Genomic DNA, 13,616 nt, shown 5'->3' with positions numbered 1-13,616 from the left:
TTTTATTTAAAATAATCTTACTTTTTTGTTGATTTTCAAGTAAAATATAATCAAATTAAGCTGTGTGTAAAAATGCGACACAATTCAGTAAGGAAAACTATGAATAGCTTTAAAGACCGCCTGGTTTTTTTATGGAAAGATGAGGCCAAGCAGGCAAAAATTGCCAAAGATATCGGAATGACCATTGCCGGCTTTAGCCGAATCTGGAATGAAGAGGGATTGCCTAAAGCAGAAACTTTAAAAAAAATCAAAGAGCTGAAAGGGTGTAGCATTGATTGGCTGCTTACAGGAGAAGGAGAGCCTTTTCCTTCTGCAGTATCCGGTTTGGGTGTGGTTGTATTGGATACTTTGGGGAATGCGGTAAACGTTGAAGAGTTTGTATTTGTGCCACGTTATGATATAGAAGCCGCAGCAGGGCACGGGCGCTTTGTTGATAATGAAACTCCCTGTTTTACAATGGCATTCCGACGCTATTGGTTGGAAAACTATATTACAAGAGATGTAAAACAGCTTTCAGTGATTTCGGTAAAAGGCGATTCAATGGAAGGTGTGTTAAATGATGGAGATACCATTTTGGTCAATCATAATCACACAATGCCACGTGACGGCCTGTATGTTTTGCGTATTAATGAAAATTTATTGGTTAAGCGGTTACAACTGATGCCCGGAAATATCGTACGAGTGATTTCTGCCAATGATGCTTATCCTACTTTTGAGATTCACCTGCAAAATATGGTTGATGATGTTGCTATTATCGGCAGGGTGGAATGGTTTGGGAGAACCATTTAACGCTTTTCAAAGTTGTCTGTGCTATCCTTCAATAATGGTTCAAAATGCTTGTATAGGTGTCTATATTGTAAGAATTTCAGCTGTTTTGTCAGCCTGCCTGAAAAAATTTCAGGCAGGCATTTGTAACTCTTGAAAAAATAATCTATCTTCCCAATATTGTGTAATAGGCTTATTTACGCGAGAATACTACATACACCATATATTTTAAGAAGGATATTAAAAATGTCTGAGGAAACTCCGATTATCTTTACTCAGAGCTGCTGTGCTAAAGTTGCAGATCTGATTGCAGAAGAGAATAACCCTGATTTGAAATTACGGGTTTTCGTTAACGGTGGCGGTTGCTCGGGATTTCAGTATGGTTTTACTTTTGATGAAATCACAAATGACGATGATTTCACAATTGAGAAAGATGGTCTTACTTTCTTAATTGATCCGATGAGCTACCAATATTTGGTGGGTGCAGAAATTGATTACACCGAAAGCCTACAAGGTTCTCAATTTGTGATTCGTAACCCGAATGCGACTACAACTTGTGGTTGTGGTTCATCATTCTCTGTGTAAATTTTGATTGTTTTATTTATTTGATTTAAAATGAAAATTTCTATAATATATTTTTGGTAGCTTTTAAACTTGTTTTCATCTAAATATTAAATTTTTTTAAGTATTAGATGTTTTGGGTTTGAGCTAAATAAAGTCAATTAAAAAATAAATTAAAATTAGTAGCTTATGTGAAATGGTTTGAATGGTTGTTTGAATGGTTGAAAGATATACCATCAATCCATTTTTTTCTACCTTTTATATTCGGTCGTGCGACAGATAATTTCATTTGGAATATGATAACCCAGACTGATTAAGAGGATTTGATAATCTAACTATTAATATTAACAGTTAAAGAAGTATGTTATCTGCTTTATATTGAAAGCACACTTGCCACGGAAACGTAATGATTAACCAACAAAAATTTTACGACGTATATGTTTCTTACCCTCCCGGGGACGATCCTGAACGCGTTAATGAATGTCTTCGCGATAACCTTTCAGAAGAAGAGGCAAATGATATTATCAATGCACTTGCGGAGCAAAAACAGGCAATTATCGCGGAACGTTGCACCAACGAAGAACGGGAAAATGCTCAGCATTATTTTACCTACTTAGGGTTGGATGTCATTATTAGGCTCTCTCTTGAGCTGGCTGATGATGGAAGCTCAGGAAATGATTCGGAAGTGTTAGCAGATCCCGTTCCACAGTGTCCGGTATGTTATTCCATATTGGAAAATCCCGATGTTAAGGAATGTCCGACGTGTGGTTTGCAGTTAAATACAACATCTGAGCAGCAAATTCAGCGTAAACGTATTGAATGGCAGGAGCGTGTTGCGTTTGAACATCGTAAAAAACACGAAATTGCCTATAAATTGCTGCGTGAGAAGCAGGAAGAGGAAAAGCAGCTTCGTAAACAGATTCGTGCAGAATTAGAGCAGCAATTAAGATCAGAGTTAGGCCGTTATCAGGGATGGCGTAAATGGCTTTATGGAAAATATGCTATTTTTACGATGTTGCTTTTAGGTATATTTTTAATTGTATTACTGGCTCTTATTTTTGTTATTAGTGGATTTGTTTCATTTAAAACGCAAAAAGAAGTTCCTGTTGAAACTCAAAATGTTTCTCAGCCAGTTGACCAAGCAAGGCCTGTATCTGATGCGAATTTACCTAAAGTTCAGCAGCCTGTAATGGCAGCACCTCCTCCGGGTGAACATTCCCAACATCCGGTTGTTCAGGAGAGTCCGACAAGTAATAAGCAATCTTTAGAGCAGAATAAGATTGATGATTCTGTTCAAGTAACTGCACCTGCTATTGTTCCGATGACAGAACCGCAAAATAATGATGACAGAACTGCAAAATAGTTAAGTAGATTTTATTTTGGGTAGGTGCGTTTCAGATATAAAACAACACAAAGTAAATGTAAGATAAATTAATTTGCTTTGTGTTTTTTTTTATATGGATTTTCATTTGATAGACTTTAACTATAGCAAATAAACTTATTTTTGAGACCAGGCAGCAAGCTGAAGACGGTACAAATAGTACGGCAAGGCGCAGCAACGCCGTAGCAAAAGTTAAGTTTATTTGCTATAGCAACAAATTGTGGTGAAATTCTTACTTATAGTTAAACATTTACATAGTAACAGTTCCAGTATACTCGGGTTTGGCCTAAGTACCTTAAGTTTCAGTAAAGTTGGAGCATACTCGGGTTAAGCCTAAGTATGACATGTGTACTTTTTCTTAATTTGACTCACTATAGTTAGAATAATAGGAATGCCTGTCTGAAAATTTTCAGACAGGCATTCTCTTATTGCAAGAGCGAATTTTGATATTGTTACATATCGGCCATCGCCATCAGGCTGGCATTGCCGCCGGCCGCGGTGGTGTTGGTGCTGCAAGCGGTTTCTTCGAATACCTGCAGGATATCCAAGCCGTTTTCGGCAGGCAAAATGCGTATCAGCGGGCCGTTGCTTTGCGCCAAAGTGAGTTTCACGCTTTCGGGCAGCGGGCTTAACGCGGCAACATGGCTGAGGCCGAGTGTTTCAGGATGATTGCTGACTTGCACCAAACTGTTTAAGGGGTGCGCATATCCCGCCAGCGGATGATCGGGTGTGATTAAGGTGATGATGCCGTTGGCCGCCAATGCAACCAGGGCGGAGAACGCGGCAGCCAAATCACCGCCGTAAAGCCACACGCGTTTGGGTGCGCGCCAGCTCAATACGTTGCGCTCGCCTGTGGGGCCGGGCAAGACCTGTTCGGCATGGCGCAGGGTTTGGATGCGGGCTTGGCCGAGTGTGCCTGCCAGCGCCAGTTTTTCGCTCTGCGGCAGCGGCAGTTGCTGCAATACATTCTGTAACACGGCCAAAGCCTGCTCATCCGCCTGGCCGATGCGGCTCAGCTGTGGAATGCGCCAAGTGTTCAGGCGGCTGAGGCGTTGCAGGTAAAAAGGGCCGCCGGCTTTGGGGCCTGTGCCGGAAAGGCCGTGTCCGCCGAAGGGTTGCACGCCGACCACGGCGCCGACGATGTTGCGGTTGACATAGATATTGCCTGCTTCGATGCGGTTTTGGATATGTTCGACCGTGTTATCGATGCGACTGTGGATGCCGTGGGTTAGCGCGTAGCCTTTGCTGTTGATTTGGTCAATCAGGCTGTCGAGTTCATCGGAGCGGTAGCGCACCATATGCAGAACCGGGCCGAACACTTCGCGCTGCAAGTCGTGAAGGTTATTCAGTTCAAACATAACCGGAGCGATAAAGGTGGCGTTGTCTGCGTTTTCAGACAGGGGTATCTGATGGAAAGATTTGGCTGTGCTTTTCATCTTGTCGATATGGCTTTGCAGGTTGTGCTGCGCCTCGGCATCGATTACGGGGCCGATGTCGGTTTGCAGGCGCACCGGATTGCCGACGCGCAATTCGTTCATCGCGCCTTTAATCATCCGAACCATATGATCGGCCACATCTTCCTGCACGCAAAGAATGCGTAAGGCGGAGCAGCGTTGGCCGGCGCTGTCGAATGCAGAACTCAATACGTCGGCGCACACTTGTTCGGCCAGCGCGGTGGAATCGACAATCATGGCGTTTTGGCCGCCCGTTTCGGCGATTAACACGGGGTTGTCGCTGCGTTTGGCTAGGGTTTGGTTGATCAGGCGCGCCACTTCGGTGGAGCCGGTGAAAATCACGCCGTCAATGCGCGGGTCTTGGGTGAGCGCTGCGCCCACATCGCCCGCACCCAGCACCAAATGCAGCGCTTCGGCGGGTACGCCTGCTTGATGCATAAGGTGCACGGCATAATGGGCAATCAGGCTGGTTTGTTCGGCGGGTTTGGCAACCACGGTATTGCCCGCTGCCAATGCGGCTACTACCTCGCCGGTAAAGATGGCGAGCGGGAAATTCCACGGGCTGATGGCGACAATGGTGCCGACGCCGAGGCTGCCTTCGGGTAAAGTCTGCTCGGCTTCGCTAGCATAGTAGCGGCAGAAATCCACGGCTTCGCGTACTTCGGCAATGGCATTTTGCAGGGTTTTGCCGGCTTCGCGCACGGCCAGTATCATCAAAGTAGGCGTGTGCGTTTCGAGCAGGTCGGCGAAGCGGCGCAGGATAACCGCGCGTTCGGCGGCGGGTGTGTTGCGCCATGCGGCTTGTGCAGCAACAGCGGCGCCAACGGCTTCTTCTGCCAGCGCGGCATCGGCAAAAGCTGCGGTGCCGACAATGTCGCTGTGGTCGGCGGGGTTGCGGACTTCATGCGGCGCGGCTGCGACGCGGGTTTGCCCGTTGATTAAAGAGCCTGTCTGAAAGCTTTGTTGGGCGGCCGAATTCATATCGGTTTGCAACTGCTGCAATACGGCTTCGTTGCTTAAGTCGATGCCTAAAGAATTCAAGCGTGCAGTTCCGTAGAGTTTGCGCGGCAGCGGCAGGGCGCTGTGCAGGCGGATGCCTTGTTGGGCAATGGTTTCGAACGGGCTGCGGATGAGTTCGTCGATGCTGATTTTTTCATCGACAATCTGATTGACAAACGAAGAGTTCGCACCGTTTTCCAGCAGGCGGCGTACCAGATAGGCCAGCAGGGTTTCGTGGGTGCCCACCGGCGCGTAAATCCGCACGCGGCGACCTAAGTTTTGCGTGCCTACCACTTGGTCGTACAGTGTTTCGCCCATGCCGTGCAGGCATTGGAATTCAAAATCTTTGCCTTCGCCCATCCGGTAAATGGCGGAAAGCGTGTAGGCATTGTGGGTGGCGAATTGCGGGAATACGGCATCTTGTGCGGCTAAGAGTTTGCGTGCACAGGCCAGATAGGAAATGTCGGTATGCACTTTGCGGGTGTAAACGGGGTAGCCGTCCATACCGTCTACCTGCGCCCATTTGATTTCGCTGTCCCAATACGCGCCTTTTACCAAGCGGATCATGAGTTTCTGATTGTTGCGGCGGGCGAGGTCGATTAAATAGTCAATCACAAACGGGCAGCGCTTTTGATAAGCCTGCACCACAAAGCCGATGCCGTTGAAACCGGCCAAATCGGGGTCGGACACCAGCGCTTCCATCAAATCAAGCGACAGTTCCAAGCGGTTGGCTTCTTCGGCGTCGATGTTGAGGCCGATATGGTATTGTTTGGCCAGCAGAAACAGGTTTTTCAGGCGCGGCAGCAGCTCGGTCATCACGCGCTCGTGCTGGGCGCGCACATAGCGAGGGTGGATGGCGGAAAGTTTTACGGAAATGCCGTTGCCTTCATACACGCCCGCACCCGCTGCATCTTTGCCGATGGCGTGGATGGCGTTGACGTAATCCTGATAATAGCGGTCGGCGTCGGCCTGTGTCATCGCGGCTTCGCCGAGCATATCGAAGGAGAAGCGGTAGCCGAGTTTTTCACGCTCTTTGCCGTTTTGTAAGGCTTCTTCGATGGTCTGCCCGGTAACGAACTGTTTGCCCAACATGCGCATGGCGTAGTCCACACCTTTTCGGATTAAAGGTTCGCCGCCTTTGCCCAGCATGCGCGTGAGTGCCGCGCTCAGGCTTTGCTCGCTTGAGGGGGCGGTGAGTTTGCCGGTAATCAGCAAGCACCAGGCGGCGGCGTTCACAAACAGGGAAGGGCTTTGGTTGAGGTGGCTTTTCCAATTGCCGTCGGACAGTTTGTCTTGAATCAGCTTGTTGCGTGTGGCGTTGTCGGGAATGCGCAGCAGGGCTTCGGCCAAACACATCAGCGCCACGCCTTCTTCGCTGGAAAGGGAAAATTCATGCATCAGGGCGTCGACGCCGGATGATTTTTTTCGGTTTTCGCGCACTTGTGTTACCAAACGGCGGGCGAGGGCATCGGCGGCACTTTGTTCTTCAGGCGACATTTGGGCGCATTGAAGCATGTCTTGCACGGCTTCGGTTTCATCGCGGCGGTAAGCGGCTGTGATGCGGCTGTGCAGGTCGGATTGGGTGCGGGCGAAAGCGAACATGAATTTCTCCGGAAATTTAGAATGTTAAATCAGGGTAAAGAATAATATGCCTGTCTGAAAGCACGGGTAAGGGCAGGCCGGTGTGTTGATGATTGGAAACGGCACGTTTGGAATTGTGCTCAATCAGATGCAACAGAATGATGCAATTTTAACAGTAAACCCCTGTTTAATATTGCGCCGGACGCTGTTTTTTTGAAAGATAGTTGAGTTAATTCAGATGCGGATGGTTTTATCGTTTAAATATCTAGGCTTATGAGTTTTATTGGTAATAACTGTATAAAAATGTTAAATTCATGATAGCAAAATAAAAAAATCGGCGTGAAGCGCATGTGGTGTATCTAGCGCTTATCGCACGATATTGGTGTGTTTTTAACGAGAAATAGAAATAAGGAGAGAAATATGCGTTATTCCAGAACTTTAGCAGCATTGGCTTGTTTGGCTGCCGGCTTTTCCGCTTCTGCTGCGGAGCCGGTAAAAACTTTACCGGGCGATATCACGCTTTCGCAGGCGCAATCGGTGGTACAGGCGGCGGTGAAAAAGGCGGAAGCGATAAAAGTACCTGTGAATGTGGCCGTTGTGGATGCGGGCGGAAACTTAAAAGCGTTCGCCCGTATGGATGATGCTTTTTTGGGCAGCATTGATATTGCCGAGCGCAAAGCACGCACGGCACGTTATTTTAATATGTCCACCCGCGCTTTGGGCAAAGCCGCGCAGCCCGGCCAGCCGCTTTACGGCATTGAAACCACCAACGACGGCTTGGTGATTTTTGCCGGCGGCGTGCTGTTGACTGATAAAAAGGGTACCATAGTCGGCAGCGTAGGCGTGAGCGGCGGCACGGTGGATGAAGATGAAAGCGTTGCGGAAGCCGGTGCAAAAGCGTTGTTGAGTAGATAAATCAATCGGTTTTCAGACAGGCATTTAATGCCTGTCTGAAACATAAGTTGCCGATAAAAAAGGTTGCACCCATATTGGGCGCAACCTTTTTCTTTATGTGTTTATGTGGTTTTATCAGTTAAAACTTCAAGCCATGCTGTTTTTTCCCGCATAGCGCAAAACCAGATAGCCGGCCACGCCGGAGAAAATAGAGCCCAAGAATACGCCGACTTTGCTGTAATCCTGAATAGCCGGATCGGTAAAGGCCAGTAGGCTGATAAATAGGCTCATGGTAAAGCCGATACCGCACAACAGCGCCACGCCGTAAACTTGCAGCCAGCTTGCGTTTTCAGGCAGGCTTGTCCAGCCCATTTTCACAGTTGCCCAAACCACGCTGAAAATGCCTATCTGTTTACCGACAAACAAACCCGCTGCGATGCCCAGCACCACGGGCTCAAACAACACCGAAAAATCCAGTCCCGCAAAAGATACGCCCGCGTTGGCGAAGCCGAATACCGGCACCACAAAAAATGCCACCGGGTTTTCCAAAGCATGTTCCCAAGTCAGCAAAGGCGCTTCTTCGATGCTGTCGGGCACGCGCAAGGGAATGGCAAACGCCAGTAATACACCGGCCAACGTAGCGTGAATACCTGTTTTCAACACGAAAAACCAAAGCAGTAAGCCTAAAAGCAGGTAAGGCGCCGTTTTCAATATGCCTTTTTTGTTTAGCGCGAAGAGGGCGGCCAATGTGATGCCGGCCAGAATCAGATAAAGGAAATTAATGCTTTCTGTATAGAAAAGAGCGATAACCACGATAACGGCGAGGTCATCCATAATTGCCAGTGCAGTGAGGAAGATTTTTAACGAGGCAGGTACGCGGCTGCCCAGCAATGCCAACACGCCCAAAGCAAACGCAATATCCGTTGCCGCCGGTACCGCCCAACCGCGTATGGTTTCAGGGTTATGGCTGTTGAATAAGGCATAAATCAGCGCCGGCAAAACCAATCCGCCAAATGCTGCTAGGCCGGGGAGGATTCTTTTTGCGTTGGTGTCCAGCTCGCCTTGCAGCAATTCGCGTTTTACTTCCAAGCCGACAAACAGGAAAAACACCGCCATCAGCCCGTCGTTAATCCAATGTGATACGCTCATGCCGCCAACGTAAGCACCCAGTATGCCGAAATAGTGTTCGGATAAAGCCGAGTTGGCGACAATAATGCCCAATACGGCGGCTATCATCAACATAATGCCGGAAGCGGGTTCCAAGCTGAAAAAATGAACAATTTTATTTTTCACTAATTTCCCTTCTTTAAAATGATTAAGTGTTGTGCGTTTGAATGTGAAACGGCGGAATATCAGGTGCGGCATGTTGTTTGAGCCGCGCAAACAGGAAACTCTGCCAAAGGGGTGAATGTTAAACTATGTTGCCGTAATTTACTTAAATACATGTTAATGCTTGTCTGAAAACTGCAAAAATTAACGGAAAGCAAAAAGGTAGTATGCTCGCGTATGGCGTTGCTGTTGCTGAGCAAGCGGCTTAATCACGAACAGCTTAAAATGGCTCCCGTTCTCCTGAAAATTCAGCTTTGTTCGGCAGAGCCAGTGTAAAGAACAGGTGTCATCAAGGTTTCAGACAGGCATCAACCTTTGTTTTGAAACAAGTGAAATAAGAGGCCTGTCTGAAAACGTTCAGACAGGCCCGGTAAATGGATTTCAATTATTTTGCTGCTTGATAATCCGCATCCGCTTTTTCAAAACGCTCCTGAACTTCGCGGCTCGGTGCTTTGCTGATTAAAGACACAAGCATAATCACCAGCCAGCATACGATGAAGCCGGGCACGATTTCGTAAATGGTGGTCCAGCCGCTTTCTTTCAGGGCCAAAGCGGGTTTTTTTACCCATTCTGCCCAAACCACCACGGTCAGCGCTCCGGCAATCATGCCTGCCAATGCGCTGGAAGCGGTCATACGTTTCCAGAATACAGACAAAATCACCACAGGGCCGAATGCCGCGCCAAAACCTGCCCAAGCGTAAGAAACCAAGCCCAAAACCTTGCTGTCGGGATTCGCTGCAATCAAAATCGCAATCACAGCAACCGCCAGCACCATAATGCGGCCAACCCAAACCAACTCTTTCTGAGCAGCAGCAGGGCGCAGGAAGCCTTTGTAGAAATCTTCGGTAATCGCGCTGGAGCAAACCAAAAGCTGGCAAGATAAGGTGGACATTACCGCCGCCAAAATAGCGGAAAGAATCACGCCGGCAACCCAGGGGTTGAACAGAATGGTCGCTAAGGCGATGAATATGCGTTCGTTATTACCACCCATTGCACCGGCGTGATCGGGGTGTGCGCCAAAGTAAGCGATACCGAAATAACCAACGGCTACGGCGCCGGCCAAACACAGAATCATCCAAGTCATCCCGATGCGGCGCGCGCTGGCGAGCGATTTTACATTTTCAGCCGCCATAAAGCGCGCTAGGATATGCGGTTGGCCGAAATAGCCTAAGCCCCAAGCGGCGGTGGAAATGATGCCGATAAATGTTGTGCCGGTGAGCAGGCTGCTGTACATCTGGCCGCTGGATTGTGTGGCGGCTGCGATAGCGGCATCCACCTCGTCTGCGCCGCCCAAAGCCAGATAAACCATAACCGGTGTCAGAATCAGCGCAAAAATCATCAGTGTGGCCTGCACAGTATCCGTCCAGCTGACTGCGAGAAAGCCGCCGATAAAGGTGTAGGCAATGGTTGCGCCCGCCCCCAGCCAGATGGCTTGCTGGTAAGTCATGCCGCCAAACAGGCTTTGGAACAGGCGCGCTCCTGCTACTACGCCCGAAGCACAATAAATCGTGAAGAAAAATAAGATGATAGTGGCGGAAATTACCTTAATCGCCCGACCTTGCGCACCGAAACGGTTATGAAAATAATCGGGCAGGGTTAAGGCGTTATTGTTGTATTCGGTGTGTACGCGTAAACGGCCCGATACCAAGAGCCAGTTAAGCCATGCGCCTATGGTCAGGCCGATGGCAATCCAGGCTTCACTCAAGCCCGCAGCATAAATCGCACCGGGCAAGCCCATCAAGAGCCAGCCCGACATATCGGAAGCTCCCGCAGACATGGCGGTTACGAACGGGCCCAAGCTTCTGCCGCCCAAAATATAATCGTCGAAGTTGCGGGTAGAGAAATAGGCGACCAAACCGATCAGCAATACGGCGACCAGATACACCCCGAAGGTAATGTACATCGGATTCATAATGTACCTCTTGATGAAGGTTGTGTTTGTCGGAGTCGGAAATGGGAGGTTGTATGTTTTATCAAATTGATTCTTATTGGAATTAATTCCAATAAGATAAGCATTAGGGTAACACAAACCATGTTTTCCGGCTTGGTTTTTGGAATATTTATACCAAAAGTTAAGATTTATACTGAAAATTTATAGTTAAGTCAATGTTTGCAAAATCGGAATTATACAAACTAATTTTTTTAACTATTTGATTTTTATGTTAATGAATTGATAAATGCCTGTCTGAACGTTTTCAGGCAGACATTGAAACAAGATGTAATTGTTGACAATATTTAAATTTAGTCAAGTATTGGTTGTTAATTCACTATACAGCTAAAAAATGATATTCAGGCATTCATACAAGATGCCGGATAAGTGGCGAAATGATAAGAATGCCTGTCTGAAAAGTTTTTCAGACAGGCATTTAATCCGGCGGTAGAGAGATTACAAACCTGAAAGTCTTGCCGTATCTTGAGCGATCATCAGCTCTTCGTTGGTCGGAATCACCACTGCTACTGCAGCGCTGTCGGCAGTTGTGATTACACCGGCATTACCGAAGCGCGCTTGCAGATTGGCTTCTTTATCCAGTTTGAAACCTAAGAAAGCAACATAGTTCAGCACTTTTTCACGGATGATGTCGGAATTTTCACCGATGCCGCCGGTAAACGCCAACACATCAATGCCGCCTGCCGCCACAGCCATGCTGCCTACATATTTTGCCAAGCGGTAGGCAAAAATTTCCAAAGCCAAAACCGCGCCTTCTTGACCCTTAGCCGCTTCTTCTTCAATCGTGCGGCAGTCGCTCGAAATTTCGGAAATGCCGAGCAGGCCGGATTTTTTGTTGAGCAAATCGGTAACTTGGGCAATGTCCATACCGGCATTTTCAGCCAGGAAAGAGAATACGCTGGCGTCCACATCGCCGCTGCGCGTACCCATTACCAAACCCTCCAGCGGAGTCAGACCCATGCTGGTGTCAACGGATTTGCCGTTGGCAACGGCAGTAATCGACGCGCCGTTGCCCAAGTGGGCGATAACCATGCGCAGAGTGTTTTTGTCTTTGCCTAAAAAACGGGCGGCTTCATCAGCTACGAAGCGGTAGCTGGTGCCGTGGAAACCATAACGGCGTAAGCCGTATTTGCGGTAAAGTTCGCGCGGCAAGGCGTAAGTGTAGGCATGGGCGGGCAGGGTTTGGTGGAACGCGGTATCGAACACGGCTACATTCGGCAGACCTTTGAAAATATTTTGCGCAGCGCGGATACCGAGCAGGTTGGCCGGATTGTGCAGCGGCGCCAACGGAATGCATTTTTCAATACCGGCAATCACATTTTCATCAATTAAAATGGATTCGCTGTATGTTTCGCCGCCGCTCACTACGCGGTGACCGATTGCAGAGATGTCGCTGTCCAGCCCGCGGGATTTGAGTTCTTCCATCAAAGCTTCTACGGCGCCGGTGTGATCGGTGCGGCCTTCCAGAGATACTTTGTGTTTTTCGCTGTTGGCTTTAAATGTGATGTAAGCATCTTCCAAGCCCAGTTTTTCGCCCAAGCAGCTCAACAGCACGTCGCCGTTTGTGTTATTCAATACGGCACCTTTCAGCGAAGAGCTGCCGCAGTTTAATACAAGAATCAATTTATCAGTCATGATGTGAAGCTCCTTAATTCAGGATGATTAAAAATTTGAGATATCCGAATTAAATCGAGATATATAAATAAAATTTCGGCCTGAGCACGCGTTGAGTCTGCCGCTATGGCCGATTTGCTAAAACTTAAAATTTGTTTGCTTCTGTTTCGGTTTGATTTTCAGCGAGGGCACGATTTTACAGAAATTTTAGGCGGTAGTGTAAATTGTTTCGTTCCGTTAACCGGGCGCGAAGCTGTTTGTTTCTCAAACAGATGAAATGTTTGTTTGAAAAGTAAAACCTTTAATAATGTTATTTGGATATGCTGAATTGAATTCTGTAAAATTGAAGCGGAATCGGATGATATAGAAAAGTAAGTTGCTGCAAAACAGACAGTACGCTTCTTGACGTTGTTACAAAGCCGACAGTAGAATTATTCAATTCTTAATCTATAAATTTCTTAATCTATAAATAAAGTATAAAACTGACTTTGTTTTAGTCATATCATTATCATTTCAAGGATTAACATGACCCAGTTTGTTCCTCAAAACAGCTATACCAAAGAAGAATTACTCGAATGCGGGAAGGGCAACCTGTTCGGTCCCGGTAACGCCCAGCTTCCACTGCCCAATATGCTGATGATTGATCGAATCGTGAGCATTACTAAAGATGGTGGCAAATACGGCAAAGGCGAAATCATTGCTGAATTGGATATCCATCCGGATTTATGGTTTTTCGATTGCCATTTCCAAGGCGACCCTGTGATGCCGGGCTGTTTGGGCTTGGATGCGATGTGGCAGCTGGTTGGTTTTTTCTTAGGTTGGAGCGGCGCGCCCGGTCGCGGACGTGCATTGGGCTGCGGCGAAGTTAAATTCAGCGGGCAGGTTTTGCCGAAACACAAAAAAATCACTTACCACATCCATATGAAGCGTGTAATGAACAGCAAGTTGGTGTTGGGTATTGCCGATGCCGAAATGAGTGTAGACGGTAAAAAAATCTATGAAGGCAACGGTTTGCGTGTTGGCTTGTTTACCAGCACCGACGATTTCTAAGCAACAGACCGTATGTTTGCTTTAATCTGAAAATTCAAAA

The 13,616-nt window shown here is 47.6% G+C and carries 9 protein-coding genes; 5 read left to right on the top strand and 4 right to left on the bottom strand.

The window, feature by feature from the left end; all coding sequences use genetic code 11:
• Positions 1–99 precede the first annotated feature (99 nt).
• The 3 genes from HMPREF9370_RS08045 (at position 100) to HMPREF9370_RS08035 (ending at position 2,689) form a co-directional block, all read left to right on the top strand.
• Complete coding sequence (locus HMPREF9370_RS08045) at positions 100–789, top strand: XRE family transcriptional regulator (protein ID WP_009116941.1); 690 nt, start codon at positions 100–102, stop codon at positions 787–789.
• A gap of 222 nt (positions 790–1,011) precedes the next feature.
• On the top strand, positions 1,012–1,350 hold the full coding sequence (gene erpA, locus HMPREF9370_RS08040; protein WP_009116940.1) for an iron-sulfur cluster insertion protein ErpA: 339 nt from the start codon (positions 1,012–1,014) through the stop codon (positions 1,348–1,350).
• Positions 1,351–1,732: 382 nt separating this feature from the next.
• Positions 1,733–2,689, top strand: a complete 957-nt coding sequence (locus tag HMPREF9370_RS08035) for a hypothetical protein (RefSeq protein WP_009116939.1) — start codon at positions 1,733–1,735, stop codon at positions 2,687–2,689.
• A gap of 470 nt (positions 2,690–3,159) precedes the next feature.
• Here the strand turns inward: HMPREF9370_RS08035 and putA are convergent, their stop codons facing one another.
• Positions 3,160–6,762, bottom strand: coding sequence for a bifunctional proline dehydrogenase/L-glutamate gamma-semialdehyde dehydrogenase PutA (gene putA, locus HMPREF9370_RS08030; RefSeq protein ID WP_009116938.1), 3,603 nt, complete (start codon positions 6,760–6,762; stop codon positions 3,160–3,162).
• A 399-nt stretch (positions 6,763–7,161) separates the two neighbouring features.
• On the opposite strand from putA, the gene HMPREF9370_RS08025 reads away from it, so the two are divergent.
• Complete coding sequence (locus HMPREF9370_RS08025) at positions 7,162–7,656, top strand: GlcG/HbpS family heme-binding protein (RefSeq protein ID WP_009116937.1); 495 nt, start codon at positions 7,162–7,164, stop codon at positions 7,654–7,656.
• A 126-nt stretch (positions 7,657–7,782) separates the two neighbouring features.
• Here HMPREF9370_RS08025 and nhaA read toward each other — a convergent pair whose 3' ends face one another.
• From nhaA to HMPREF9370_RS08010, 3 genes are all read right to left on the bottom strand, one after another.
• Positions 7,783–8,928, bottom strand: a complete 1,146-nt coding sequence (gene nhaA, locus HMPREF9370_RS08020; protein ID WP_040667574.1) for a Na+/H+ antiporter NhaA — start codon at positions 8,926–8,928, stop codon at positions 7,783–7,785.
• A gap of 421 nt (positions 8,929–9,349) precedes the next feature.
• The gene (gene putP, locus HMPREF9370_RS08015; protein ID WP_009116935.1) at positions 9,350–10,876 is read right to left on the bottom strand and encodes a sodium/proline symporter PutP; all 1,527 of its coding nucleotides are present in this window, start codon (positions 10,874–10,876) and stop codon (positions 9,350–9,352) included.
• A gap of 474 nt (positions 10,877–11,350) precedes the next feature.
• Complete coding sequence (locus tag HMPREF9370_RS08010) at positions 11,351–12,547, bottom strand: acetate kinase (protein WP_009116933.1); 1,197 nt, start codon at positions 12,545–12,547, stop codon at positions 11,351–11,353.
• 504 nt (positions 12,548–13,051) lie between these two features.
• Here HMPREF9370_RS08010 and fabA point away from each other — a divergent pair.
• On the top strand, positions 13,052–13,576 hold the full coding sequence (fabA, locus tag HMPREF9370_RS08005) for a 3-hydroxyacyl-[acyl-carrier-protein] dehydratase FabA (protein ID WP_009116932.1): 525 nt from the start codon (positions 13,052–13,054) through the stop codon (positions 13,574–13,576).
• The last annotated feature ends 40 nt before the right edge of the window (positions 13,577–13,616 follow it).

The organism is Neisseria wadsworthii 9715 (assembly GCF_000227765.1).
Lineage (GTDB): Bacteria > Pseudomonadota > Gammaproteobacteria > Burkholderiales > Neisseriaceae > Neisseria > Neisseria wadsworthii.
Note: the sequence above shows the minus strand (reverse complement) of the source record. Positions and strands in the feature narration are given on the sequence as shown.

Coding starts and splice junctions, on each gene's coding strand:
- HMPREF9370_RS08045 (WP_009116941.1), top strand. CDS start 100: ATGAATAGCTTTAAAGACCGCCTGGTTTTTTTATGGAAAGATGAGGCC.
- erpA (WP_009116940.1), top strand. CDS start 1,012: ATGTCTGAGGAAACTCCGATTATCTTTACTCAGAGCTGCTGTGCTAAA.
- HMPREF9370_RS08035 (WP_009116939.1), top strand. CDS start 1,733: ATGATTAACCAACAAAAATTTTACGACGTATATGTTTCTTACCCTCCC.
- putA (WP_009116938.1), bottom strand. CDS start 6,762: ATGTTCGCTTTCGCCCGCACCCAATCCGACCTGCACAGCCGCATCACA.
- HMPREF9370_RS08025 (WP_009116937.1), top strand. CDS start 7,162: ATGCGTTATTCCAGAACTTTAGCAGCATTGGCTTGTTTGGCTGCCGGC.
- putP (WP_009116935.1), bottom strand. CDS start 10,876: ATGAATCCGATGTACATTACCTTCGGGGTGTATCTGGTCGCCGTATTG.
- HMPREF9370_RS08010 (WP_009116933.1), bottom strand. CDS start 12,547: ATGACTGATAAATTGATTCTTGTATTAAACTGCGGCAGCTCTTCGCTG.
- fabA (WP_009116932.1), top strand. CDS start 13,052: ATGACCCAGTTTGTTCCTCAAAACAGCTATACCAAAGAAGAATTACTC.